Origin of the sequence: Streptomyces tuirus, assembly GCF_014701095.1 — a bacterium.
Lineage (GTDB): Bacteria > Actinomycetota > Actinomycetes > Streptomycetales > Streptomycetaceae > Streptomyces > Streptomyces tuirus.
Genome location: NZ_AP023439.1, coordinates 3448440 through 3471329, shown reverse-complemented (window position 1 = coordinate 3471329; position 22890 = coordinate 3448440). Strand labels below are relative to the sequence as shown.

General features: G+C 71.1%; 28 protein-coding genes. 18 read left to right on the top strand and 10 right to left on the bottom strand.

Annotated elements, in window-relative coordinates; all coding sequences use genetic code 11:
- The first annotated feature begins 29 nt into the window (after positions 1–29).
- From IGS69_RS15865 to ygfZ, 6 genes are all read left to right on the top strand, one after another.
- Positions 30–758, top strand: coding sequence for a hypothetical protein (locus tag IGS69_RS15865; protein ID WP_385865319.1), 729 nt, complete (start codon positions 30–32; stop codon positions 756–758).
- Complete coding sequence (locus IGS69_RS15860; RefSeq protein ID WP_190900363.1) at positions 755–1636, top strand: hypothetical protein; 882 nt, start codon at positions 755–757, stop codon at positions 1634–1636. The genes IGS69_RS15865 and IGS69_RS15860 overlap by 4 nt, the downstream gene beginning before the upstream one ends.
- Positions 1633–2481, top strand: a complete 849-nt coding sequence (locus IGS69_RS15855) for a hypothetical protein (RefSeq protein WP_190900361.1) — start codon at positions 1633–1635, stop codon at positions 2479–2481. The genes IGS69_RS15860 and IGS69_RS15855 overlap by 4 nt, the downstream gene beginning before the upstream one ends.
- A gap of 218 nt (positions 2482–2699) precedes the next feature.
- Positions 2700–3275 carry an FABP family protein gene (locus IGS69_RS15850; RefSeq protein ID WP_190900359.1) on the top strand — a complete coding sequence of 192 codons (576 nt, stop codon included), beginning with the start codon at positions 2700–2702 and terminating at the stop codon, positions 3273–3275.
- 51 nt (positions 3276–3326) lie between these two features.
- The gene (locus IGS69_RS15845) at positions 3327–3764 is read left to right on the top strand and encodes a Fur family transcriptional regulator (RefSeq protein WP_190900358.1); all 438 of its coding nucleotides are present in this window, start codon (positions 3327–3329) and stop codon (positions 3762–3764) included.
- Positions 3765–3774: 10 nt separating this feature from the next.
- The gene (gene ygfZ / locus IGS69_RS15840; RefSeq protein ID WP_190900356.1) at positions 3775–4740 is read left to right on the top strand and encodes a CAF17-like 4Fe-4S cluster assembly/insertion protein YgfZ; all 966 of its coding nucleotides are present in this window, start codon (positions 3775–3777) and stop codon (positions 4738–4740) included.
- Between the two features lie 49 nt (positions 4741–4789).
- On the opposite strand, the gene dtd is transcribed toward ygfZ, so the two are convergent.
- Entirely contained in the window at positions 4790–5215 is a 426-nt protein-coding gene (gene dtd, locus IGS69_RS15835) for a D-aminoacyl-tRNA deacylase (RefSeq protein WP_030242984.1), read from the bottom strand.
- Between the two features lie 211 nt (positions 5216–5426).
- Here dtd and IGS69_RS15830 point away from each other — a divergent pair, with 211 nt between their 5' ends.
- The 3 genes from IGS69_RS15830 to IGS69_RS15820 all read left to right on the top strand — a co-directional run bounded on the left by IGS69_RS15830 (position 5427) and on the right by IGS69_RS15820 (position 8574).
- Positions 5427–6059: an RsiG family protein gene (locus tag IGS69_RS15830; RefSeq protein ID WP_190900354.1), complete on the top strand. Its 633-nt coding sequence runs from the start codon at positions 5427–5429 to the stop codon at positions 6057–6059.
- Between the two features lie 87 nt (positions 6060–6146).
- A complete protein-coding gene (locus tag IGS69_RS15825; protein ID WP_190900352.1) occupies positions 6147–7409 on the top strand; it encodes a GNAT family N-acetyltransferase in 1263 nt (420 codons plus the stop codon).
- Between the two features lie 247 nt (positions 7410–7656).
- The gene (locus IGS69_RS15820; RefSeq protein WP_190900350.1) at positions 7657–8574 is read left to right on the top strand and encodes a FadR/GntR family transcriptional regulator; all 918 of its coding nucleotides are present in this window, start codon (positions 7657–7659) and stop codon (positions 8572–8574) included.
- 36 nt (positions 8575–8610) lie between these two features.
- Here the strand turns inward: IGS69_RS15820 and IGS69_RS15815 are convergent, their stop codons facing one another.
- The gene (locus IGS69_RS15815) at positions 8611–8799 is read right to left on the bottom strand and encodes a hypothetical protein (RefSeq protein ID WP_030849031.1); all 189 of its coding nucleotides are present in this window, start codon (positions 8797–8799) and stop codon (positions 8611–8613) included.
- Positions 8800–8946: 147 nt separating this feature from the next.
- Between IGS69_RS15815 and IGS69_RS15810 the strand changes: the two genes are divergently transcribed.
- Together IGS69_RS15810 and IGS69_RS15805 are read left to right on the top strand one after the other, a co-directional pair.
- A complete protein-coding gene (locus IGS69_RS15810; RefSeq protein ID WP_190900348.1) occupies positions 8947–9837 on the top strand; it encodes a FadR/GntR family transcriptional regulator in 891 nt (296 codons plus the stop codon).
- Entirely contained in the window at positions 9837–10580 is a 744-nt protein-coding gene (locus IGS69_RS15805; RefSeq protein WP_385865327.1) for an HAD family hydrolase, read from the top strand. Before IGS69_RS15810 ends, IGS69_RS15805 begins: the two co-directional genes overlap by 1 nt.
- A 34-nt stretch (positions 10581–10614) precedes the next feature.
- Here the strand turns inward: IGS69_RS15805 and IGS69_RS15800 are convergent, their stop codons facing one another.
- Positions 10615–10797 (bottom strand): hypothetical protein, encoded by a 183-nt coding sequence (locus IGS69_RS15800; protein WP_190900344.1) that lies wholly within the window; start codon positions 10795–10797, stop codon positions 10615–10617.
- Positions 10798–10967: 170 nt separating this feature from the next.
- Between IGS69_RS15800 and IGS69_RS15795 the strand changes: the two genes are divergently transcribed.
- Positions 10968–11834: a winged helix-turn-helix domain-containing protein gene (locus IGS69_RS15795; RefSeq protein ID WP_190900342.1), complete on the top strand. Its 867-nt coding sequence runs from the start codon at positions 10968–10970 to the stop codon at positions 11832–11834.
- Here IGS69_RS15795 and IGS69_RS15790 read toward each other — a convergent pair.
- Positions 11827–12585, bottom strand: a complete 759-nt coding sequence (locus IGS69_RS15790) for an HAD family hydrolase (protein WP_190900340.1) — start codon at positions 12583–12585, stop codon at positions 11827–11829. The two genes, IGS69_RS15795 and IGS69_RS15790, sit on opposite strands and share 8 nt — an antisense overlap.
- Positions 12586–12822: 237 nt before the next feature.
- Here IGS69_RS15790 and IGS69_RS15785 point away from each other — a divergent pair, with 237 nt between their 5' ends.
- Positions 12823–13932: a phosphotransferase gene (locus IGS69_RS15785; protein WP_190900338.1), complete on the top strand. Its 1110-nt coding sequence runs from the start codon at positions 12823–12825 to the stop codon at positions 13930–13932.
- Between the two features lie 39 nt (positions 13933–13971).
- On the opposite strand, the gene IGS69_RS15780 is transcribed toward IGS69_RS15785, so the two are convergent.
- From IGS69_RS15780 to IGS69_RS15770, 3 genes are read right to left on the bottom strand one after another with little or no spacing between them, the layout of a single operon-like run.
- Positions 13972–15150 carry a GDSL-type esterase/lipase family protein gene (locus IGS69_RS15780; RefSeq protein ID WP_190900336.1) on the bottom strand — a complete coding sequence of 393 codons (1179 nt, stop codon included), beginning with the start codon at positions 15148–15150 and terminating at the stop codon, positions 13972–13974.
- A 5-nt stretch (positions 15151–15155) separates the two neighbouring features.
- The gene (locus IGS69_RS15775; RefSeq protein ID WP_190900334.1) at positions 15156–15743 is read right to left on the bottom strand and encodes a TetR/AcrR family transcriptional regulator; all 588 of its coding nucleotides are present in this window, start codon (positions 15741–15743) and stop codon (positions 15156–15158) included.
- A gap of 60 nt (positions 15744–15803) precedes the next feature.
- On the bottom strand, positions 15804–16310 hold the full coding sequence (locus IGS69_RS15770) for a DUF2269 domain-containing protein (RefSeq protein WP_190900332.1): 507 nt from the start codon (positions 16308–16310) through the stop codon (positions 15804–15806).
- A gap of 110 nt (positions 16311–16420) precedes the next feature.
- Between IGS69_RS15770 and IGS69_RS15765 the strand changes: the two genes are divergently transcribed.
- The gene (locus tag IGS69_RS15765; protein ID WP_190900331.1) at positions 16421–17068 is read left to right on the top strand and encodes a class I SAM-dependent methyltransferase; all 648 of its coding nucleotides are present in this window, start codon (positions 16421–16423) and stop codon (positions 17066–17068) included.
- Positions 17069–17085: 17 nt separating this feature from the next.
- Here the strand turns inward: IGS69_RS15765 and IGS69_RS15760 are convergent, their stop codons facing one another.
- Complete coding sequence (locus IGS69_RS15760; RefSeq protein WP_365257513.1) at positions 17086–17334, bottom strand: GntR family transcriptional regulator; 249 nt, start codon at positions 17332–17334, stop codon at positions 17086–17088.
- Between the two features lie 198 nt (positions 17335–17532).
- Between IGS69_RS15760 and IGS69_RS15755 the strand changes: the two genes are divergently transcribed.
- Together IGS69_RS15755 and IGS69_RS15750 are read left to right on the top strand one after the other, a co-directional pair.
- Positions 17533–17883, top strand: a complete 351-nt coding sequence (locus IGS69_RS15755) for a hypothetical protein (protein ID WP_190900326.1) — start codon at positions 17533–17535, stop codon at positions 17881–17883.
- A complete protein-coding gene (locus IGS69_RS15750; RefSeq protein WP_190900324.1) occupies positions 17883–18197 on the top strand; it encodes a hypothetical protein in 315 nt (104 codons plus the stop codon). The genes IGS69_RS15755 and IGS69_RS15750 overlap by 1 nt, the downstream gene beginning before the upstream one ends.
- Positions 18198–18321: 124 nt before the next feature.
- Here IGS69_RS15750 and IGS69_RS15745 read toward each other — a convergent pair whose 3' ends face one another.
- Entirely contained in the window at positions 18322–19944 is a 1623-nt protein-coding gene (locus IGS69_RS15745; RefSeq protein ID WP_190900322.1) for a vWA domain-containing protein, read from the bottom strand.
- Positions 19941–21140 carry an AAA family ATPase gene (locus IGS69_RS15740; protein ID WP_190900320.1) on the bottom strand — a complete coding sequence of 400 codons (1200 nt, stop codon included), beginning with the start codon at positions 21138–21140 and terminating at the stop codon, positions 19941–19943. Before IGS69_RS15740 ends, IGS69_RS15745 begins: the two co-directional genes overlap by 4 nt.
- Positions 21141–21426: 286 nt before the next feature.
- Here IGS69_RS15740 and IGS69_RS15735 point away from each other — a divergent pair, with 286 nt between their 5' ends.
- Complete coding sequence (locus tag IGS69_RS15735; RefSeq protein ID WP_190900318.1) at positions 21427–22092, top strand: helix-turn-helix domain-containing protein; 666 nt, start codon at positions 21427–21429, stop codon at positions 22090–22092.
- Positions 22093–22179: 87 nt separating this feature from the next.
- A complete protein-coding gene (locus IGS69_RS15730) occupies positions 22180–22845 on the top strand; it encodes a hypothetical protein (protein WP_190900316.1) in 666 nt (221 codons plus the stop codon).
- Positions 22846–22890 lie beyond the last annotated feature (45 nt).

Below are 22890 nucleotides of genomic sequence, written 5' to 3'. Positions count from 1 at the left end.
GGGGGGACGTCTTGGAAGCAGACGAAGAAGTGACCGCCGAGCCCCGGCCGCGTCGGCGTCGGCGGCGTACGGCCGTGATGATCGGTGCCGCCGCCGTGCTGGGGCTGGTCGTCGGCGGTTGCGTCGGCTACCTCGTGCAGGTGCACCGCGCGCCCACGAAGCTGCCCTCGCTCTCGCAGCCTGCGCTCGCGCAGGCCAGGGGGGAGGGCCCCGAGCCGCTGTCGGCCGCGCGGGACCGGCGGGTGAAGACCGACGGCGACCTGCGCAAGCTTCTGCTTGAGAAGCCGCGTGGGGCCCGGGACGCCGCGTACCTGATGGGTGAGGACGGTTGGCTGGACCTGGCGGACTACGCGGAGTTCTACGACAAGCCGGGCGAGATGTTCGGCGAGATCGTCCGCGACGAGTTCCGGCGCGCGGCCACCACCGGCTGGCTGGTCGGCCGCACCTACGAGGTCGAGATCCGCTTGGTGCAGTTCCGGCAGGAGGAGACGCTCGCCGCCGCCGAGAACGTGGACAACACCCAGTACTGGGTCGGGGACGAGGAAGGCACCGACAGCTGGGCGATCCCCGGCACCGGAAACGGGCGGGTCTACGTCCACGCGCGGCCCGACACCAAGCCCGGGTACGTGCCCCTGTACACCGCCGAGGCACACGCCTGGCGCGGCGACATCGCCGTGGAGATGTGGATCACGGACACCAAGCCGATTCCCAAGGCGAAGATCATGGACCTGGCCGAGCGGCAGATGGAGCGGCTGTGAGTGACAACCAGGTGGACCCGGTGGACCCGGTGGAGCCAGTGGGGGCGGAGACCGTCTCCCGGCCCGTCCCCGAGCTCCCCGAGCTCCCCGAGCTCCCCGACCCCCTCGAGCTCCCTGAGAAGCCCGCACGCCGTGCCCGGGTCGCCGCCGTCGCCGCGTCCGCGCTGCTGGCGGTCGCCGTCCTCGGCGGCGCGGGGTACACCGTCGTGGCCGTGAACGACGCCGACCGGGACGCGGGTGCGCCGGTCTGGGAGTTCCCCGAGGCCAGGAGCGAGTCGGAGGCGGAGAAGAAGGCCGCCGCCCCCAAGGGGCTCGCCGGCATGCTCGTGCCGTACGGGACCGACGGCTGGGTGCCGGGCCCGGACCTCGGCGAGTACGGCTCGGACACCGAGCTGAGCGGGCAGCAGGCCACGTCCCTGCGCAAGGAGGCCCTGAGCGGCCTGCCGCGCACGCAGCGCAAGCGGCTGGAGAAGGTGGTCGACCAGCAGCGCATCACGGGCATCGCCATGCGCAGCTACCACAGCACCGCGAAGCACTCCGGCGACTTCACGGACGAGGCCGTCGCCGTGCGCGTCGAGCTCTCCCGGATGGAGAACCGGGACGCCGTCCGGGAGGCCTCGCGGCTGCGCGGCGCGTTCTTCGACGCCCTGGACGTTTTCCGCGCGGGTCCGAAGATCAAGGGCCACAAGAACGCCTCCTGCTTCCTGCCGCCGAAGGACGACGACGAAAAGCTGGAGTCGATGCTCTGCTTCGCGTACGTCGGGAACGTCCTGGTCACACTCGTCGCGGACGCCGCGAAGCCACTCGATACCAAAGCGACCGCGACGCTGTTCCGCGAGCAGCTCGACCGCATCACCGAGCCGGGGAAGGCGATATGACCGAGAAGCAGCAGATCTCCGTGCGACCCGCGGAGAAGGCGCTGCCGGAGGCACCCCCGGTGCCCGTGCACGACGACCGCAAGGCCCGCGGGGTCCTGCCGGCCGCCCTGCGCTGGACGACCGCCGTGGTCGTCTTCGCGGCGGTCGGCGCGGCCACGGCGTACGGCATCACCCGGCTGGAGCGGACCGACGTGCCCGGGCTCTCGACTCAGCCGGACGGGCGCTGGGAGTACCCGGTGCTCGCCAGGCCGCCGCTGCCGTCCGGCAGCCCGGGCCCCTTCGCCGAGGCCAACACGGCCGGCACGCACCACGCCGATCTGCGGTCCCTTCCCCTGCCCGCTCCCGCCGGTGCCGAGGACGACCGGGCGCTGCGGGGCAAGGACGGCTGGCTGCCGCGGAAGGACTTCCTGGCGGAGTACGCCGCGAAGGACGACCGCGCGGAACTCGGGCAGCACCTCACCGATCACGGGCTGCGGCACATCGCCGCTCGCGGCTGGAGCATGCCGGACGGTACGCGTACGCGGATCTATCTGCTCCAGTTCGACACCGCGGCGGTCGTGGACGCGCTGCTCGGGCCCTACCTCGCCCCCTACAGCGCGCCGAAGTTCCCGCTGCGCGGGGCCGCGACATCCGCCAACGACGAGACGTTTCCCCAGGACGCCCTGGTGGAGGGCGTCCAGCGCGTGGTCTACGACGAGGCCAGGCCGTACGGCGGCGAACAGGTCCGCCACGCCTACCTCGCCGCCGGTGACACCCTCGCGCTGGTCGTGCAGTCCCGCGAGGGCGGCGCGAGGGCCGTGCCCTTCCGGCAGACGGTGACGCTGCAGAGCCAGCTGCTCGGCTGACGTCAGCGCGGGCGCACCTCACCATGAGGCCCGGAACCCGGCCGCGTAAGCTGGGCTCGGCCCTGTGCACCCATTCGCACCCCGCTCAAGGAGCACCCCGTGGAGATCTTCTTCGAAATCCTGTTGGTCCTGGTCGCCGTCGGCGTCCTCGCCTTCGCCGGACTGACCGTGAAGAAGCTGTACCAGGGCCAGCGCTGACCCACGTCTAGGAAGTTCCCATGATCGAGATCCCGTCCGACCTTCACAAGGACCTCGTCCCGCTCGCCTTCCTGCTCGGCACCTGGGCGGGCGCGGGCGTGCACGACTTCCCCGGCTCCGAGAAGTGCAACTTCGGGCAGGAGGTCACCTTCACCCATGACGGCCGGGATTTCCTGGAGTACCAGTCCCACAGCTGGGTCCTGGACAAGGACGGCAACAAGGTCCGCCCCCTGGAGTCCGAGCACGGCTTCTGGCGGATCGACGGCGCCCGCAAGGTCGAGGTGACGATGACCCGCCACGACGGTGTCATCGAGATCTGGTACGGCGAGCTGGCCGACAAGAAGCCGCAGATCGACCTCGTGACGGACGCGGTGGCCCGTACGGCCGCCTCCCAGCCCTACACCGGCGGCAAGCGGCTGTACGGCTACGTCAAGAGCGACCTGATGTGGGTCGGCGAGAAGCAGACCCCCGAGGTCGAGCTGCGCCCCTACATGTCGGCCCATCTGAAGAAGGTCGTCACCCCGGAGGAGGTCGAGCGCTGGGCCAAGGCCCTGCCCGACGACATGCCGGACGACGGCATCGCCTTCTTCAAGTGAGCCCCCGCCTTCCTCGACCGGTCGCACGCGAGTGCACCTAGACTCTTGGGTGTGGTGAGCACCGACTGGAAGAGCGATCTGCGGCAGCGCGGCTACCGGCTGACCCCGCAGCGGCAACTCGTGCTCGAAGCCGTGGACACCCTTGAGCACGCGACCCCCGACGACATCCTCGTGGAAGTGAGGAAGACGGCGTCGGGGGTCAACATTTCGACGGTGTACCGGACGCTGGAGCTCCTGGAGGAGCTCGGTCTGGTCAGCCACGCGCATCTGGGGCACGGGGCACCGACGTACCACCTCGCGGACCGGCACCATCACATCCACCTGGTCTGCCGGGACTGCCAGAACGTGATCGAGGCGGACGTCTCGGTGGCCGCCGAGTTCACCGCCAAGCTGCGGCAGACCTTCGGATTCGACACCGACATGAAGCACTTCGCGATCTTCGGCCGGTGCGAGGACTGCACGCTCAAGGCTTCAACTACCGAGTCGTAGGCTTACGGATATGAAGAGCCCCCTGCTGACCCTGCCCGGCGCCGTCCCCGCCGAGGGCGTGGACGAAGGTGTCGCCGCCCACTACGGCGATCTGTTCCGTGAGCAGCGCGCCCTCGCCGACGGCACCGGATTCGTGGACCTCTCGCACCGGGGGGTCGTCGCCGTCACCGGCGAGGACCGGCTCGCCTGGCTGCACCTGCTGCTCACCCAGCACGTCAGCGATCTCCCGGCGGGTCAGGCGACCGAGGCGCTGATCCTCTCCGCGAACGGCCACATCGAGCACGCCCTGTACCTCGTCGACGACGGCGCGACGGTCTGGGCCCATGTGGAGCCGGGCACCCAGGAGGCGCTGATCGCCTACCTGGAGTCGATGAAGTTCTTCTACAAGGTCGAGGTCGCCGACCGCACGGCCGACATCGCGGTCGTGCACCTCCCGGCCGGCTCCATCGCCCCGGTCCCCGAGGACGTCGTCGTACGGGAGACGCCGCACGGCCGGGACCTGTTCCTGCCGCGTGCCGACCTGGAGGCGTTCGCCGAGCAGGCCGGGCCGCCCGCCGGGATCCTCGCCTACGAGGCGCTGCGCGTGGAGCAGTACCGGCCCCGGCTCGGTTTCGAGACCGACCACCGCACCATCCCGCACGAGCTGGGCTGGATCGGCTCGGCGGTGCATCTGCAGAAGGGCTGCTACCGGGGGCAGGAGACGGTCGCCCGGGTGCAGAACCTGGGCAAGCCGCCGCGCCGGCTGGTCTTCCTGCACCTGGACGGCAGCGAGGTCCATCTGCCCGTGGCCGGCACGGAGCTCCGGCTCGCGGACGACGGTCCCGACGGCCGCAAGGTCGGCTTCGTCACGACGTCCGCCCGTCACCACGAGCTGGGCCCGGTCGCCCTCGCCCTGGTGAAGCGGAACGTGGCGGTGGACGCCCCGCTGGTGGCGGGGGACACGGCGGCGGCCCAGGAAGTCGTCGTCCAGCCGTAGACCCTCCTGGTGGATCTCCGGCCCGGCCGACGCTTGTAGATCTTTCGGGTCAGATTTCGATCTGCACGGTGAACGGGCCGTCGTTCGTCAGTGATACGCGCATCGCCGCCCCGAAGCGGCCCGTGGCCACCGTCGCGCCCAGGGAGCGCAGCTGGGCGACCACCTCGTCGACGAGGGGTTCGGCCACGTCGCCGGGGGCCGCGGCGTTCCAGGTGGGGCGGCGGCCCTTGCGGGCGTCGCCGTAGAGGGTGAACTGGCTGATCACCAGGAGCGGGGCGTCGATGTCGCTGCACGACTTCTCGTCGTGCAGCATGCGGATCGACCAGAGCTTGCGGGCCAGCTGGGCCGCCTTCTCCTTGGTGTCCTCGTGGGTGACGCCGACGAGGACGCACAGCCCCTCGCCCTCGATCGCGCCCACGGTCTCGCCGTCCACGACGACGCTCGCGCCGTCCACCCTCTGCACCACTGCTCGCATACGTCCATCATGCAGGGCGGTGACATCGGCGCCGCGGGTGGTCGGCGGATGCACCGAAAGGGTGGTTTGCGCGGGCGCCAACAGCCCCTGCACGGACGTATTTTGCTGCTATACCGCCCATCTGGGGTCTATCGGGGGCACTCGTTCCCATAGCGGCCACTTGGGGTGGCACGATGCTTGCACACACCGGTCGAGGGGACGGTTGAGGCACATGAGCACATCAAGCACCGGACAGCAGCAGGCGGCTGTCTGGTCGACGTACACGGGGAGGGGCGCGTCGGAGTACCACCGGCCGCCCACACAGCGCACGGACAGCCCGCGGCTGCCCTCGGACGCCCCCGGACCGGAGATGCCCGCGCTGAGCCTGCCCGAGCTGCGCACGCTGCGCCGCGAGGCCCAGCGCGACGAGGCCGACCTCAGCTATCTGCGGCGGCTGCTCCAGGGGCGGATCGACATCCTGCGCGCGGAGGTGGACCGGCGTACGCCGGCGGGCGGGGCTTCCGTGGCGGTGTCCGAGGAGGCCTCGGTGGTGGAGCGGCTGGCGGAGATCCTGCGGGACGCCCCGGCACGGCACCGCTCCTCCGCCCGTCACGTCACCCTGGGCACCCCGCAGGGCGAGGAGTACCGGCGGCTGGCCGCCGAGATGCTCGCCGAGGTGGAGCTGTCCGACCTCGGCGCGCGTACGGACCTGGAGCTGAGCGCGGCGATGGGGCGGCTGGAGCGCCACGAGCAGCAGGTCTCCCGGCGCCGCCAGCGGCTCCAGCGCACGGCCGACGAGTGCAGCGCGGAGATCGCGCGCCGCTACCGCGAGGGGGAGGCGCAGGTCGAGGACCTGCTGGTCTGATCCGTCCCAGGGCAGGGACGCGATGTGGGAGGGCCGGCGGTCGGATATTGGCGCGACACCGACCGGCCCTCCGCCTAGCGTGAGTTCATGACCCCCATACCCGGCGCCGACGACATCGACGTACGCCCGATCGCGGAATCCGAGTTCGCCGACTGGCTGCGTGCCGTGAACACCGGCTTTCTGCGGGCGGCTCCTGTGACCGACGAGGAGGTCGAGGGCCGGCGCGAGCGGTTCGTGGAAGGCCGCTGCCTCGGAGCCTTCGACCGCGGCAGGTGTGTGGCGACCTTCCGGTCCTTCGACCAGGAGCTCACGGCCGTGGGCGGCGCGAGCGTCGCGGCCGACGCGATCTCGGGGGTCACCGTCACCGCCACCCACCGTCGTCGCGGGCTGCTCAGCCGCATGATGGCGCGGGACCTGGCAGCCGCGAAGGAGCGCGGGGACGTGGCCGCGACGCTGATCGCCGCCGAGTACCCGATCTACGGCCGCTACGGCTTCGGGCCCGCGACCTGGATGGCGGAGTGGACGGTCGACGTGCCGCGCGCCGGCCTCGACGCCCGCTGGGCGGGCCCGGCGGACGGCGGGCGGGTCGACCTGGTGGAGGGCGAGGACGTCCGCAAGCTCGGCCCCGAGCTGCACGAGCGGCTGCGCCGCGGCCGGCCCGGCGCGATCGACCGCTCCGAGTTCTGGTGGCGGGCGCAGACCGGGGCCCTGCCGTGGGACAGTTCGTGGAAGCCGCCCTTCTTCGCCGTGTACCGCTCGGCGTCCGGCGAGGTCGAGGGAATGGCCGCCTACGAGGTGGACGACAACTGGGGTGACGCCAAGCAGCCGTTGAACACGGCGACCGTGCGGTGGCTCACCGGAGTGACACCGGCCGCGGAACGCGCGCTGTGGGAGTACGTCTGCTCCGTCGACTGGGTCGTGACGGTGAAGAGCGGCCAGCGGGCGCCCGACGATCTGCTCCCGCACCTCCTGCCCGATCCGCGGGCGGCCAGGATCACTTCGCTGGCCGACTGGCTGTGGGTGCGCGTCCTGGACGTCGAACGGGCGCTGGAGGCGCGGACGTACGAGGGCACGGGGGCGCTGGTGCTGGAGGTCGCCGGTGTGGACGGGCTGACCGGCGGGCGCTACCGGCTGGAGGCCTCGCCCGAGGGGGCGTCCTGCACGCCGACCGGCGAGAGCGCGGAACTCGAGCTGGGACTGGGCGAGTTGGGGGCACTGTGGCTCGGGGACGAGTCGGCGGTGCGGCTGGCGGCGCTGGGCCGGGTGCGCGAAGAACGAGCGGGCGCCGCCCGGAAGGCCGACGCCCTGCTGCGTACGTCCAGGCGGCCTTGGTGCCCGGACCTGTTCTGAGCCGCTCCCTCCTGCCGGTGTGCTGGGACCCGCATCCGTAGCGAGCTGTTCTGTTGTGGTTGTCGTGCGGCCGTGCCGGCCGGGCGGGACTCCCGGCTCCCCTCCGGAAGGGAGTCCCTGGCGGGTGGCCAACCCCCTGAAGGTCTGACCATGTGCCCGAAGTTGGCGACCAACTTCACTGTACTTATCTCCGCTTGGAAGCGGCTCATAACCACCTTTCCTTGAACTGCCCAAAGATGGCGGGAAGTTGTACTGTGCAGTGGTGGACCCGGAACACGACTCCGTCACTGGACGGAAGAGGTCGCAGCGGCCACAGAGAACACATCACGAGGTGGCCGAGGAGCTGCGTGCCCGGATCAGGTCGGGGGCGCTGCGGCCGGGTGCGCGCATGCCCACCCAGGCCCAGCTGGCCCACGAGTTCGGTGTCGAGCGCGGGGCGGTGCGGCAGGCGCTGCGCATCCTGCAGTCCGAGCGGCTGCTCACCAACGTGTCCAAGGGCAGTCCGGCGACCGTCGCCCCCGACCCCGTCGGGCCGCTGACCGGCCCGGAGGCTCCTCCGCTGCCCACGACGGTGGCCCTCGCCCCCCGGATAGCGGCGGCGTTCGGCGCGGAGCACGTCGAGATCGACGCCGTGTGCCTGACGTCCATCTCCCTCACGCTCGCCATCGGTGAGCCGCTGCGCCAGATCCACGCCGGACGGCTGAAACCGGCCAAGGTCGACGTCCGGGTGCTGCTGCCCAGCCGGGACATCGACCTGGCCTTCCCGGTGCCGGTCGAGGGGGGCGGCGACGACTGGGTGCACGAGCGGTGGCTGGCGATGCGCAACGCCCAGGGGCAGGTCCTCCAGCACAACCTGCTGGCCCTGCGCGCCACCCACGGCATCGACGTGCACGTGACGTTCCGGGCGCTGCCCTTCACCCCGCCGGTGAAGCTGTACCTGCTCAACGGCACGGAGGCGCTGTTCGCCTACTACACGCTGACGCGCCGGGAGGCCGAGGCCGATCACGAACAGCCGGCGTTGTACGACGCCCAGGGCACCCGGTCGATGCTGTTCTCCTTCGAGCAGGGCGCCGGGCTGCGCGACACGACGTTCGTGGAGCAGTCACATCTGTGGTTCAACGCACTGTGGGAGACGATCAGTTCGGAGCTGGTGCTCACGATCTGACGTCTCCCACGGGTCGTTCCGGGGCGGTGCGGTGGTTCATCGGGCGGGCCCCGTCATCAGCAGCGCGAGCACGACCGCTCCCGCGGAGCTGACGGCCGGGCTCTTGGCCTTGACGCCCACGGTGAGCAGGATCAGGCCGACGAGGCCGGCCGGACCGTACTTCCACTGGACGAGCTGTTCGAAGGCGACGACGAAGGCGGCGGAGAGGAGAGCGAGGGCGGGCATCGGTGTTCCCCCTTCGGAAGTCCGGAAGCAAAACTTCCGCCAACTCCGAGAAGTTGGCAACCAACTCTGATTAAGTTGTCCCCACTTGGCCCCTAGTCATAAACAACTTCCAAACAACTCCCGCCAGATGGATCAGAGTTGTAGCGTTTGGTCGTGACCCAGGAGAGCGTGGCGGAGAACGTGGCAGTGAACGGCAGCAGAAGGCCCTCGCCCCAGGAGATCGCCGACATCCTGCGGCAACGCATCCGGGCCGGTGAGCTCAAGCCGGGGGATCGCCTGCCCACCCAGGCCGAACTCGCGGAGGAGTTCGGCGTGGAGCGCGGCGCCGTCCGCCAGGCCCTGCGCGCCCTCCAGGAGGACGGCCTCCTCACCAACGTCAGCAAGGGCAGCCCACCGCGGATCGCGGCCCCGGAGCCGGTCCGGGGGGAGCCCCAGCCGACGATGGTGGGCCTCGCCCCCCGACTGACGGAGGCCTTCTCGGCGCCGCACGTACGCGTCGACGTGGTCTGCCACACCGCGGAGACGCTGATGGTCGCCATCGGTGAGCCGCTGCGCCTGATCCACGAGGGCCGCATCCGTCCCGAGTCGATCGACGTCCGCATCCTGGTCCCCTCCCGGGACATCGAGCTGGCCTTCCCGGTCCCGGTCGAGGCCCACGGCGACGACAACCCGGTCCACCAGCGCTGGCTGGCGATGCGCAACGCCCAGGGGCAGGTCCTCCAGCACAACCTGAAGGCGCTGCGCTCGACGCACGGCATCGACGTCCACGTCACCTTCCGCGCGCTGCCGTTCACCCCGCCGGTGAAGCTGTACCTCCTCAACGAGGAGGAGGCCCTGATCGGCTACTACATGCTGACCAGGCGCGAGGAGGAGTGGGGCAGCCAGACCCTGGACATGTACGACGTCCTCGGCTCCCAGTCCCTCCTGTTCTCCTTCGTGAAGCGCACGGGCCGCCGGGACGAGGCGTTCGTGAAGGAATCCCAGAAGTGGTTCAACGCCCTCTGGGAAACCATCACGTCGGACCTGACACTCTCCTAGTGACTTCTGATACGAAGCAGACTGGTGCGGTGCACATCCCGACCGAGAACGATCCGGACCGACTCCGCGAGCGCATCGGACGTGCCCATGTCGTGCTGTGGGACTTCGACGGGCCCATCTGCCGCCTGTTCGCCGGGCACTCGGCGGAGCGGGTCTCGGGCGATTTGGTGTCCTGGCTGGAGGGCCGTGGGCTGCACGGCCTGCTCACGGAGACCGAGCGCGAGTCGCTCGACCCGCACGCGGTCCTGCGCGCCGTGGACCGCCGGCACCCCGGCAGCGACCTCGTCGCCGAGCTGGAGGAACGCCTCACCCAGGAGGAGCTGCGGGCCGCGTCCTCGGCGATGCCGACCCCGTACGCCGATCCGCTGATCCGCACCTGGACGGCGGTGGGATCACGCCTGGCGATCACCACGAACAACTCGCCACGGGTGGTCCGCACGTACCTCGCGGGACGCGGCCTCGCCGACTGCTTCGCCCCCCACGTCTACGGCCGCACCCAGGAACTCCACCACCTGAAGCCCGACCCGCACTGCCTGAACCGGGCGCTGCGGGCGATGGGCGCCGCGCCGGGGGACGCGTTGATGATCGGCGACGCCCCCACGGACCACGAGGCGGCCGAGCGGGCCGGAGTGCCCTTCCTGGGCTACGCCCGCAACGAGCGGAAGGCGAAGCTCCTGCTGGCAGCCGGGGCGGAGTCGGTCGTGGGGTCCCTGGAGACGTTGCTGCGGGTGCTGCGCGGGTGAGCGAGGAACGGGGCGGGCCGCTGACCGGGGACCGCTAGTCCTGGGCCAGCAGGAGACCCAGGAGAACGGCGGCGATGGTCAGGCACGTGGGGTTGCGGGTTCTGACGCCGACTCCCAGGAGGAACAGGCACAGCACGCCGGACGAGCCGTAGCGCGCCTCGAGCAGGCGGGTGAAGGTCATGCCGAACAGCACGGACATCAGTTGGACGAGTTTCATGGCGCCCCCAGCTACCACTTCCCGTTAAGCGATCAACTTGCGGTCCAATTGGACTGGTTGTCGCAATGTGGTTCTGCCCCGGGCTGTTGATCCCTTAACCGGCCGTCAAGTTTGCCGCAGAGTTGACTGAAACTGGTTTGGCTGTCCGTGCGAAGAGGTACGGTCGCGGTGTGAGTGAGGGGCACACCGGCGAGGGCGGCGGCAGGTCATTCGAGCGCGTCGCGGGTGAGCTGCGGGCGCGTATGGCCGACGGGCGGTACCCCCTCCACGCGTTGCTCCCGCCGCAGCGCGAACTGGCCGACGAGTTCAGCGTCTCCCGCGACACCGTGCAGAGGGTCCTCAGGGAGCTGAAGAGCGAGGGCTGGATCGAGTCGCGCCAGGGGAGCGGATCCCGGGTGATCAAGACCCAGCAGATCCACTCGCCGACGAGCAGTAAACGGCCCGACCGCATGGTCACGCTCGGCCCGCTCATCGGCGAGGCATTCGAGCAGCCCGAGGTGACCCTGGACGTCTTCACGCTGACCTCGGAGTCGCTGGACGCGCACATCCGCCTGCAGACGGAGCGGATACGGGCTGAGCTGATCGCCCCGCAGAGCATCACTCTGCGCATGCTGCTCCCCGACGAGTCCCTCGACTTCCCCTACTGGCGTACGAAGGACGGCGCCAACGAGGACATTCTGAAGGAGCGGCTGCTGGGCATCGCCCGACGGCACACCGCGTCGCTGCGCAGCGTGCTGAGCGACCTGAGGACCATGAACCTCGTGCCGTCGGTCGACTTCGAGATCCGTTACGCCCGGCTGGTGCCGGCTTTCAAGCTGTATCTGGTCAACGGGGAGGCCGCGCTGCACGGGCCGTACCAGACCTTCAGGCGCAGGATCGTTCTCGAGGACGGCCGGGAGATCGAGGCCATCGACGTGTTCGGCCTGGGGGCCCAGCTCACCCACCACGTCAAGGACGAGGATCCCTACTCGCCGGGCACGGTGTTCGTGGAGACCCACCAGAGCTGGTTCGACTCCGCCTGGACGTACCTCACATGACGCGCTCGCCCACCCGTGAACCCAGGAGCCTCCTCGCGGCGGCGAGGACGGCGAGGTGTGAGGAAACCACGAAGTCGGCGCCGCTGCGGCGCATTTCCTCGGCCTTGGCCTCGTCCTCCGTGTAACCCAGGAAGCACGTCCCGGCCGAGCGGGCTGCCTTGAGGTCGGTGAGCTGGTCGCCCACCATCAGGCAGGACGCGGCCGGGAGTTCCAGGTGCTCCCTGGCCCGCTTGATGCAGTGCGGGTCGGGCTTCATGCGCCGGGCGTCCTCCCGGTCCCGGCCGAAGACCCGCTCGAACTTCGTGTCCAGCCCGTGCGCCTTCAGATACGTGCGGATCGGCTCCTCGGCGTTGTTGCTCACCATGACCACCCGCATACCGAGGCCGAGCAGCGCCTCCACGAGGTCTCCGACGTACGGCGTCGGCCTGGCGCCCGCGACCGCTCGGGCCTCCTGCCGCACGACGATGCCCTCCGCCAGCTCCAGGGGACGCCGGCTGCGATGTTCCGGTGACCGCCGGTCGTACATGTCCCTGAGCCGCAGCAGGATGCCGTGCGAGTCGTCACAGGCGCTCACGTCCGGGTCGAGGGTGCCCCAGTGCTGCCGGGCCGCCCGCTTGACCTCATCCGCCACGTCTCGCGTCGACGCACCGCCGAAGAGGTCACACACCGGCCCGTCGAAGTCGAACAGCACCGCTCGGGTGGGGCGGAGCAAGCGCACCAGGGCATCCTCGTCGGCGGTCGCGTCGGTCATGGGGCTCCTCGGCCTCCTCGTGGTCGATGGGCCAGTGTGGCCCATCGGTCCTGGCATTCCAACGGCGCAGGTCCGGCGTCGTGACGGTCTGCGTCGTCGTTCGGGTGTGCGTCGGTTACGCCTGGGAGGGGACCCGCTCTTCGGATGGCCGGGTTTTCCTCCGGCAACCGAGTGCGGTGGAGTAACGTGCGTTTCCCCTTACACCATCGGTACCACCGGAACAGGCTGAACCAGCGAATGACACCCCCCTTGGTCTCCGGTGCTCGAGAGCGAGCCGAGGAGCTGAGCGGCGACCCGAGCCTGGTCAAGGGGCCGCTCAAGGGGTATCACCACGAGACGTACGTCCTCGCGCTGCCGGGCCGGGCGGGAGCCGTCAAGGTCCGTGAGCCGAGGGCCGAGATCCTGTGGTTCGACCGCAGGTGCTTCGGGTCGGAGGAGAAGCTGCTCACGGCTCTCCAGCCGCACCTCAGCCGCGTCCCGCACATCGTCGACGTCGGCGGCGTGGCGCTCCAGGGCTTCATCGAGGGGCGGACGCTCGGTGAACAACGCAGGCCGGGGCGGCGCGTCTCCGACGCCACGTTCGGTCAGATCGTGGACGTCTTCCGCGAGATGGTGCCGGTCAGGCCGGACATGCTCAGTGTGGAGCGGCGTTGCCAGGACCGGGACCGTGCCGAGGACGGTGACAGCGACGGCTTCCTGGAGCGTCTGATCGTCTTCGTCGAGGAGCAGGTCTACGAGAAGAACCACCGGACGTTCGCCGGGCTCTTCCACGCGCTCGGCATCTCGGAGGAATCGTTCACCCTGCTCAGGAAGCACGTGCTGGGACTTCAGCAGCGTCCCTTCTGCCTGCTGCACGCGGACCTGCACCGGGAGAACTTCGTCGTCGACCCCCGGGAGCGGCTCTGGGTCATCGACTGGGAGCTGGCGATGCTGGGCGACCCGCTCTACGACCTGGCCACCCATCTGTACCTGATGCGCTATCCGGCCGACCAGGAGAGCCGCATGGCGCGCGAATGGTGCCGGGTCGTCGAGGGCATCCGGCCCGGCCTCTCGGCCGGCTGGGAAGAGGACCTGCCGATGATCCTCGACTTCAAGAGGGCGCAGTCGGTCTTCACCGACGTCATCCGGCTGGCGCTGTCCCTGCGCGAGGAGTGGGGCTTCAACTGGATGGCCGTCCCCGTCGTCGCCGGCCGGCTCCAGAGGATCCTGACCGCCGCCGCACGGCCGCTCGGCCTGACGCAGGTGCCGAGCCGGTCCCAGATCATGGCCGCGCTGGTCCGCTGGCACGGAGAACGAGAGGCGTCACCCGCGGACCCGCCCATGCCCACCGCGCCGGACGTCTACTGACCCTCACGGCCGCCATGGCCTTTCTCGGTCTGCCGGTCGCTACGCCGTGGCGAAGGGCCCTCCGTCTCCGAAGGCCAGCTCGTGGAAGCGGTCGCCGATGTGGCGGTGGGTGGCCGCGTCCGGGTGGACGTTGTCGGGCAGGGGGTGGGCCGCGGCGTCCTTCGCGCCGTAGAGGTCGAGGCCGTCGAGGTAGTGGAGGTTCGGGTCGTCGGCGGCGCGCTGCTCGACGATGCGGGCCAGTTCCTCGCGGATGACGGTGAGCGTGAGCTTGCCCGCGGCCGTCTGCGCCGGGTCGCCCATGGCGGCGAAGACCATCCGGCCCTTGCTCATCTCGTCCCGGTCGGGGGCGGTGGGGCCGGGCGTCTCCTCGTGGATGGCGCAGTGGATGGGGGAGACGAGCAGCAGCGGGGTGTCCGGGTGTCCGTCGCGGATCGTGTCGAGGAAGCCGTGCACGGCGGGTCCGAAGGTGCGCAGGTGCATCGCGTCCTGGTTGACGAGGTTGATGCCCGTCTTGACGCTGATCAGGTCGCCCGGGGTGTCCCGCATGGCGCGCGCGGTGAACGGGTCGAGCATCGCGCTGCCGCCGAAGCCGAGGTTGACCAGCTCGGCCCCGCCCCGCAGCGCGGCGATCGCGGGCCAGATGGCCGTGGGGCTCGCGGCGTCCGAGCCGTGGCTGATCGAGCTGCCGTGGTGCAGCCAGACCCGGCGGCCCCGGTCCGGGGCGGGCGCGACGGGGGCGTCCGTGCGCAGGGCGACCAGCTCGGTGGTCTCGTTGTGCGGCAGCCAGATCTCGACGTCCTTGTCCCGGGCGGGCAGGCCGGTGAACCGGACCGTGCCCACCGGGCCGGGCGTGACCTCGCCGTCCCAGGTGGCGAGGTCGACGGTGAGGACATTGCCGCCGGTCCCGGCGGCCTGGCCGGCCGGGACGCCGTCGACGAGCAGGTCGTACAGTCCGTCCGGGCGCGGTGGGAAGCCGGCGTAGTCGCGCTTGGTGCGCAGGGTGTCCAGCTCGATGGCGGTGGCGGCGGTGCGCAGCGCCAGGCGTACGCCCGAGGGCTGGGCCTCGGCCATCGACAGCTGCGGGCTGGTGTTCTGTGCACGGGCCCGGGCGGGCAGCCGGTGGGGGAGCAGGCCGTGCTCGGTGCGCTCCAGGTCGAGGGCGCCGCGCAGCAGGTCCGCCGTGAGGGGCGTGGTGATCCAGTCGTGCTCGGTGTGCATGGGTGTCAGCCTCGGGGATCGGTAGGGGCCGCGGGCCAGTTCCGCAGCAGCGTGTCGAGGGCCTCGAGGATCCGGGCCCAGGTCTCCTCGGTGTCCGGGGCGCTGTGGCTGAAACCACCGCCGAGCTCCAGGCTGACGTAGCCGTGGAAGACGCTGCCGAGCAGCCGGACCGCGTGGGTCTGGTCCGGTTCCGTCAGGTCGTAGCCGCGCAGCAGCGCCCGGGTCATCTGCGCGTGCCGGACACCGGCGCTCGCGGCCGCGGTCCGCGGGTCGAGCCGGAGCTGGGCGGCGGCGTAGCGGCCCGGGTGTTCGCGGGCGTAGTCGCGGTACACGTTCGCCAGGGCGGACAGGGCGTCCTTGCCGGCCCGTCCGGCCAGGGCTTCGGCGGCCCGGTCGGCGAGTTCCTCGAGGGCGAGCAGGGCGATTCTCGTCTTCAGGTCGTGGGAGTTCTTCACGTGCGAGTACAGGCTCGCGACCTTGACGTCGAACCGCCGGGCGAGTGCCGAGACGGTGACCTGCTCGAAGCCGACCTCGTCGGCGAGCTCGGCACCGGCCTCGGTCAGACGCTCCGGCGTCAGTCCTACGCGTGCCATGACGACTCTCCCTTCTACCTGAAGGGAGTATGCCCATGCCTAAACCTTTTAGGCAAATGGCTAAGGCGTTGTGCGGCCACGGCGGGTCTTGCCCCATGGCTTGAGGACGGAGATCACCGTCATGAAGACGTAGGCGGACAGCGACACGACCGGTCCGAACAGCACGTCACCGGCGTCCGGCAGCGGTCCGCCCGCGGCGACGGCCGTGACCGCCGAGTTCACGCCGGGGCGCAGGGCGAAGACCGTGGCGGTGGTCGTGGCGAGGGTCAGCCAGAACTTGGTGCAGACCCACCGGTACCTGGCCAGACCCCACTTCGTGCCCAGTGACAGCAGCAGGCCGCTGAGGAGCGTGAGGAACGCGACGGGGAGCAGGAGCCAGTCGGCGAAGAGCTTCATCGCCCGGACGGAGGCCTCCACGGTCACGGGGGTTCCGGTGGTGGCCGCGGTGATCCCGAGCGCGAGCAGCCCGAGCGAGAGCCCCAGCCAGCCGGCGGAGACGGTGACGTGCACGACGAGAGCGGCGCGGCGGGATCGGCGGTTGAGTTGCGGCTTCGGCTTCGGCTTCACGCTGTCACCGTGCCGGGGGAGGGGCGGTGCGGGCGTCTTGCAGCGGGAGTAAGCCGGCGTACTCGCGTCGGCGTACGGGGAGTGTCAGTGCCATCGTCCAGCTTCGCGGCATGACCGAGCCCGCCCACCTCACCGCGATCCGGGAGTCCTACGACACCGTCGCCGCCGACTGCGCCCGACTCGTCAAGGAGCCGGCCGAGCTGGACCCGGTGTCCCGCGCGATGCTCGCCGCCTTCGGCGAACTCGCCGTGCCTCTCGGGCCGGTCGCCGACCTGGGCTGCGGTCCGGGCAAGGTGACGGCGCACCTGGCCGCTCTGGGCGTACCGGTGTTCGGCGTGGACGTGTCACCGAGGATGACCGAGCTGGCCCGGGCGGCGTATCCGGAACTCCGCTTCACCGTCGACTCGATGACCGCGCTGGACATCGCCGACGGCGAACTCGGCGGCATCCTCGCGTACTACACCACCCACCACACCCCGACGCAGTGGCTGCCGACCGCCTTCGCGGAGTTCCGCCGCACCCTCGCGCCGGGTGGCCGGCTGATGCTGGCCGGCCATGTGGGCAACGGCGAGCACCTGCGCCCCACGCGCGCGTACGGCGACCATCCGGTGTCCTACGAGTCGCGTCTGCTGCCGCCGGCCCGGATCGCGGAACTGCTCGGGCAGGCGGGGCTGGTGGTCACGACGCGGGTGGTGCAGGAACCGGAGGAGGGGGGCGGGAGACAGTACGGCACGTTCCTGGCGTACAAGCCGGAGTAGCGGGACGGGCCTTGCTGCTACTCGCTGGGCTTGGGCGTGTCGTCAGCCGGCTGTTCGAGAACGAAGGATCCCTTGCCTCGCACGGTGACGATCAAGCCGCGCTCGCGGAGTTCCTGTGCGGCCCGCCGTGCGGTGAGTCGTGCCACGCCGTACTCGTCGGCGAGATGGTTCTCGGAGGGGATGGGCCTGTCCGGCGCCAGCTCTCCGGACGAGATCTTGCCGGCGATCACGTCGGCCAGCTGCACATAGAGCGGTCTGGCGCTCACGGGGTCCAGCTGAGTCTTGGGAGCTGCTTTATCGCTCATACGTCCAACGTAGAGCGGTGCCGACCTGCACGATCGTGTGGATCCCTCTGTACTTGTATGTAGAGGGCTATAGCTGGGTGTAGCGTCGAAGACAGAAAAGACCCCGGCGAGGTGGCCAGACCTCCCGGGGCACGGCCAACGCTTACAAGGAGCGTCGACATGCACGACCTTATCCCCCGGGCCCTCCACTGGCTGCGCCTCCTCTTCGCCCCCGGCACCGGGAAACGGCGTAGGGGGCGTCCCCGACGGCACCTCTTCCCCCACGTGCACCTCACCCTCGTGAGCTGCCCCTCCGCATCCCGGCCGCCGCAGCTCCCCCGCCACCGTTCGCCGTACGGCCTGCACAGTCCTCTCGACGGGGGCGCCTCCGCCCTCGTCCGCCCCTATGTCGCCACCCAAGAACGGGAAGCCGCTCTCCAGGAACGGCGCCGCCTGGCCCTCGTGCTCGCTGCCGACTTCGGGATCGATCTCGACCAACACCTGATCGGCGCGCGGAAGGTGGCCGCCTGATGGAACGCCCCACTGATCAGGCGCACATCACGCCGCCGCCCCGGCTCCTGCCCTGGCCGTCGCTCGACGGCAAACCCTGCTACCTGGTGACTGACGACAACTTCAGCCGCCTCTCCCGTCTCGCCGACGAGCTGGAGGCCGTCCAGCTCGCCACCGGCGCCGACGTGCTCGACCTCGCCCGCAGCGTGCTGGACGACCCGGCCTCGCCGTACAGGGAGATCCGTTTTGCCGGCCTTCGTCTCGCCGAGTGCCTGACAGATGCCCTGCGCGTCGCCGAGTCACGGGGGCTGCGCCTGCCCGCGACGGACACGTAGGGGCGGGTCGGCTGGGCCGGCGTTTGTTCCGGGCGGCGGCCCGGAGTCACCGGAGATGAACTCCACCCCACGCCGGACGCCGGGTTCGCCGCGCTGGACGGTGAGGGCGGCTGCGTGACCGGCGTCAGATCACCCGGAAGAGGTCCGCGGCCGCGTGGACGTCCGTGAGGTCCTCCACCGCGCGGAGGTTGTCGCAGAGGGTGTCCAGGACCGAGTCGGTCGCCGCGACCCGTGGGGCGCCCACGGCAACGCCGAAGAGCCGGAAGCCCAGGCGGTGCTTGGCCTCGTTCCAGGCGCGTGTCCACTCCTCGGTGACGCCGCAGTCGTCGTCGGTGATCATCACGATGTCGCCGCGCCTGCGGGAGGCGTCGTTGAACTCCTCCTCCAGAAGGTCGGCGGCCGCCGACAACGGTCGCTGGTAGCTGGTGCCGCCGCCGAGGAAGGTCTCCGCGAAGTCGAGTGTCCGGGCGATGCCCGCGGGCTCGTCGGCCGGGAAGCGGAAGACCTTCAGCCGGTCGGCGGCGGAGAAGAGGATGCCGACGAAGTCGCGTCCCGCGTGACGGGCCTGGTCCAGCAGTGCCAGCGCGCACGCCTTGGCCCACGCCTCCCGGGTGATGCCGCCCGGCCCCGCCTCGTACATGGAGTGCGAGGTGTCCACGCAGGCGATGATCGCGCCCCGGCCGGTGGCCTGCTCGCCCTGGCTGTCGTAGAGCATCAGCTCCCCGGCGGCGTAGCGCACGGCGAACACCGCGCGCAGCTCGGGCAGGCCGAGGTTCGCGAGCTCGGAGGGGATGACACGGGACAGATCGTCGCCCAGGGTCACGCCGACCAGCTCCCCGGTGGCGTTCTCCACCTTGCGGGCGCGCTCGCCGCCGGCCATCTGCCGGAAGCGGCCGATCAGCTCGGCCCACTGCGCGAGCCGGCCGGTGCGCAGCCGTTCGGCGAGCAGGGCACGCCGGCCGAACGGCAGCCGCTCCAGCTCGGCGGATCCGACGCCCCAGGCCCGCATCAGCGCGGCCTCCTCCCGCACGGCCGCGGCGGCCTGCGCGGCAGAGGTCCGGGCGGCGGCGCCGATCCCGGGGGCCGCCGCGGCGAGGGCCTGCGCGGCGTCCCGGGCGGCCCGCCGCCCGGCGGCTTCGGCGGTCTCGGCGGCCTGGATCGCCTGTTCCACGGCATCGGCGGCCGGACCGGGCACCGTGCCGTCCGCCTCGGCATCGGCGGCGGCCCGCCGGAGCGCCTCGCTCACGGCGTCGGCCGCGTCCGCCACGTCCCGCTGGGCCCGCTTCTGCCGCCCGGCCTGCTCGCGGGCCTGCCGCGTACGCTCCAGCAGCCCCCGCAGCGCGGCGGCCTGGGCGAGTACGGCCATGGCGGCGGCGTAGGGGTCGCCGGCGGTCTCCCGGTGCAGTTCGGTGAACTCCGGGGACGCCACCAGTGAGCTGACGACCTGGTGGTTGACGAGCCGGGAGGGGTCCATCTCGGCGGGCTCCCGCAACCGGGGCCTGGCCTTGTAGGCGGCCAGGAACGTGTCGGCCAGGAGGTCGCCGGCGTGGTCGTAGCGGTCGCTCAGTTCCCCGGCCAGCTCGCGCAGCCCGGCCGACTGCTCACAGGTGTCGCGCCAGGCGATCCGGTCGAACCGGTCCGCGACCACGGCCCCGGAGTGCCGCTCGGGGGCCGCGGCGGACAGACCCAGCCACTTCCCGCCCCGGCCCGCCAGCTCCTCGAGCCGGTGGGGTCCGCTGACGCTCACAGCTGGGCCTGCACCATGCTCGCGTCCATGCCGAGTGCCTCGGTGAGCACCCGGGCGCGGACGGCGCGCTGGCGGCCGGTGACCCGGTCGATGGCGGCGGTGGAACGGCCGGCGCTCGCCGCCTCCTCGCGCAGCTTCTCCAGCCGCTTCCCGGCCATGGCGAGCTTGTTGTGGGCCTGCTTGATGACCCACTCGCTCAGCGCCTCGCGGGACTGCCCGGCCATCGCGTCGAGCTGGGCCTCCAGCTCCTCGATGGTGTCGGCCAGGTCGAGCGCTTCCTTGGCGTCGGGGTTGACCAGGTGCAGCACCTCGCGCTCGACCGTCGGGCGCTGCGCGGGGGAGTCCCACAGCACGTGTGTCAGAACCGACAGATCGGCCTCGGCGACCTCGGGACGGCCGTCGAGGTACGCGGACGCCTGGAGCAGTCCCACCGCCTGCCGCCAGCGGCGGTCGGAGGCGACGAGTTCCCTGCGGCGCAGGGCGGCCCGCAGCGTGCACACCGCGTCCACGATCGCGTCCGGGACGTCCACGGCGGGGACGGCCTCCGCCACGGCGTGCTGCAGTGCGGCGAGCTCGACGGTGGTCCGCTCCGGTGCCGCCGGGCGGCCGACCGCGGAGCGGACCAGCGCGGCGAAGTTCGAGGGGTCCTCCAGGTATCCGACCTCGATCCGCACCAGCAGCCGGTCGTAGATCGCGGCGGAGTCCTCTCCGGCGGGCAGTTCGTTGCTGGCCGTGATGGCGCCGATCAGGGGGCAGCGGATCGGCTCGCCGCCGTTCTCGGGGTGGTAGATCCGCTCGTTGAGGTAGCCGAGGGTCTCGTTCAGCGCCGCCGTGGAGCATTTGAAGATCTCGTCGATGAAGGCGACATGCGCGGTGGTGGCGCGGCCGTCGTAGACCTGCCGGTACTCGCCCCGGGCCAGCGCGGCGACGTCGATGGGGCCGAACATCCGCGTCGGCGCGGTGAACTTCGACAGCAGGATCTCCCAGTAGGCCGCTCCCTCGACCCGGCCCGTGAGCTCCCGGGCCAGCTCCGACTTCGCCGTCCCGGGCGGTCCGAGCACCAGCGAGTGCTGCCCGGCCAGCAGCGTCACCACCAGCGTCCGCACCACGTCGTCCCGTTCGTAGAACCGCTCCGACAACTCGTCGCCGATCGCCCGCAGTCTCTTCGCGGTGTCCTGCGCGTTGTGTGTGTCCACGATCAACTCCTTGCCGGTGGCGCGCCGTTGCGTCGACGAGGCGGTGGGCCCGTCCCCCCGACGCTACGACGGAGTGGCAGGCCGCCGGGGGCGATGCCGGGCATCGGCGTGAGAGAAGCGGGCAACCGGAGGTCAATCGCTGACGGCGCCACGACCGTTCCGGCGCGCGACACACAGCCGCACACCCGCGGGGCCGGCCCATCGAGTCACAGGACACCGGGTGGCATGGCGCACTATTGCAAGCGGGTGCTTGCAATAGTTAGCGAGATGCGGCACCGTGGAGGGCATGGCATCGCTCAACGTCGGCAATCTCGGTGACTACCTGCGCGAGCAGCGGCGCAACGCGCAGCTGTCGCTGCGGCAGCTCGCCGACGCCGCCGGCGTGTCCAATCCGTATCTGAGCCAGATCGAGCGCGGGCTGCGCAAGCCGAGCGCGGAGGTGCTGCAGCAGGTCGCCAAGGCCCTGCGGATCTCCGCCGAGACCCTGTACGTCCGGGCCGGCATTCTCGACGCCGAGCGGGACCGGGACGAGGTGGAGACGCGTGCCGTCATCCTCGCGGACCCGACCCTGAGCGAGCGGCAGAAGCAGGTGCTGCTGCAGATCTACGAGTCCTTCCGCAAGGAGAACGGGTTCGGAACCGGCGACGGCGTCGACGGCAGCGATGTCCCGGGTGCCGAAGGCGGAGCCCGCGGTGCGGGCGTCGTCGGGGTCGTCACCGGTGACGGTGTGGTGAGCGTGGACAGGGATGCTTCCGGCGCCGACGCCGGTACCGAGATATCGCCGACCGGGCCGTCCGACGGCGGCCGGCCCGCCCGGCGCCGTAGCCGCAAGACCGCCGGCAAGGGCGCCGGCAAGAGCGACAGCACGAACGACGGCGGTACGACCGCCACCCGCCGGACCCGCAAGAGCACCGGCGGCAGTGACACCGATCCGCAGCAGACGGCCGGTTAGCCGGACCAGGGCATGGGCCGCCCGCCGCGGATCACACAACCCTCAGCCGAACCCTCAAGCGAGACAGAATCCGGGAGGACCCTCACCATGGCCATCACCGACGACCTGCGCAAGACCTTCAGCGACCCGACGCCGCTCTACTTCGCCGCAGGCACCGCCGACCTCGCCCTTCAGCAGGCCAAGAAGGTGCCGGCCCTGGTGGAGCAGCTGCGCTCCGAGGCCCCCGCGCGGTTCGAAGCCGTGCGCAACACCGACACCAAGGCGGTCCAGGAGAAGGCGTCCGCCCGGGCCAAGGAGGCCTCCGCCCGCGTCAGGGAGACGCAGGAGACCCTTCAGACCAAGGTCACGGCGTTCATCGGCTCCCTCGACTCCGACTTCAAGAAGCTCGGCAGCAACCTCGACGCGGACCTGAAGAAGTTCGGCGAGAGCGCCCAGGACTTCGCGCTGCGCGGTGTCGGCGTGGCCGCCGAGTACGCCGTCAAGGCCCGCGAGACCTACGAGAAGGTCGCCGAGCACGGCGAGCAGGCCGTGCGCACCTGGCGCGGCGAGGCCGCCGACAGCATCGAGGACGTCGCCGAGGGCGTCGAGGAGCTGGCCGTGGCCGTCGAGCCGAAGCCGCAGCCGGTCGAGGTCAAGGAGGAGCCGGCCAAGCCGGCCGCCGCCGCCCCGGCGAAGAAGGCCCCCGCGCCCAAGAAGGCCCCGCAGCGCAAGCCCACTACCGCGAAGAAGCCCACCCCGCCTTCCGCCAAGTAGGACGGCGCGGCGATCACACGGGCCGGGCACCCTGGGGGTGTCCGG

Excerpts from the sequence above, each read along its gene's own strand:
- IGS69_RS15855 (WP_190900361.1), top strand. The coding sequence starts at position 1,633 with ATGACCGAGAAGCAGCAGATCTCCGTGCGACCCGCGGAGAAGGCGCTG.
- IGS69_RS15850 (WP_190900359.1), top strand. The coding sequence starts at position 2,700 with ATGATCGAGATCCCGTCCGACCTTCACAAGGACCTCGTCCCGCTCGCC.
- ygfZ (WP_190900356.1), top strand. The coding sequence starts at position 3,775 with ATGAAGAGCCCCCTGCTGACCCTGCCCGGCGCCGTCCCCGCCGAGGGC.
- dtd (WP_030242984.1), bottom strand. The coding sequence starts at position 5,215 with ATGCGAGCAGTGGTGCAGAGGGTGGACGGCGCGAGCGTCGTCGTGGAC.
- IGS69_RS15830 (WP_190900354.1), top strand. The coding sequence starts at position 5,427 with ATGAGCACATCAAGCACCGGACAGCAGCAGGCGGCTGTCTGGTCGACG.
- IGS69_RS15825 (WP_190900352.1), top strand. The coding sequence starts at position 6,147 with ATGACCCCCATACCCGGCGCCGACGACATCGACGTACGCCCGATCGCG.
- IGS69_RS15815 (WP_030849031.1), bottom strand. The coding sequence starts at position 8,799 with ATGCCCGCCCTCGCTCTCCTCTCCGCCGCCTTCGTCGTCGCCTTCGAA.
- IGS69_RS15800 (WP_190900344.1), bottom strand. The coding sequence starts at position 10,797 with ATGAAACTCGTCCAACTGATGTCCGTGCTGTTCGGCATGACCTTCACC.
- IGS69_RS15790 (WP_190900340.1), bottom strand. The coding sequence starts at position 12,585 with ATGACCGACGCGACCGCCGACGAGGATGCCCTGGTGCGCTTGCTCCGC.
- IGS69_RS15785 (WP_190900338.1), top strand. The coding sequence starts at position 12,823 with ATGACACCCCCCTTGGTCTCCGGTGCTCGAGAGCGAGCCGAGGAGCTG.
- IGS69_RS15780 (WP_190900336.1), bottom strand. The coding sequence starts at position 15,150 with ATGCACACCGAGCACGACTGGATCACCACGCCCCTCACGGCGGACCTG.
- IGS69_RS15775 (WP_190900334.1), bottom strand. The coding sequence starts at position 15,743 with ATGGCACGCGTAGGACTGACGCCGGAGCGTCTGACCGAGGCCGGTGCC.
- IGS69_RS15765 (WP_190900331.1), top strand. The coding sequence starts at position 16,421 with ATGACCGAGCCCGCCCACCTCACCGCGATCCGGGAGTCCTACGACACC.
- IGS69_RS15755 (WP_190900326.1), top strand. The coding sequence starts at position 17,533 with ATGCACGACCTTATCCCCCGGGCCCTCCACTGGCTGCGCCTCCTCTTC.
- IGS69_RS15750 (WP_190900324.1), top strand. The coding sequence starts at position 17,883 with ATGGAACGCCCCACTGATCAGGCGCACATCACGCCGCCGCCCCGGCTC.
- IGS69_RS15735 (WP_190900318.1), top strand. The coding sequence starts at position 21,427 with ATGGCATCGCTCAACGTCGGCAATCTCGGTGACTACCTGCGCGAGCAG.
- IGS69_RS15730 (WP_190900316.1), top strand. The coding sequence starts at position 22,180 with ATGGCCATCACCGACGACCTGCGCAAGACCTTCAGCGACCCGACGCCG.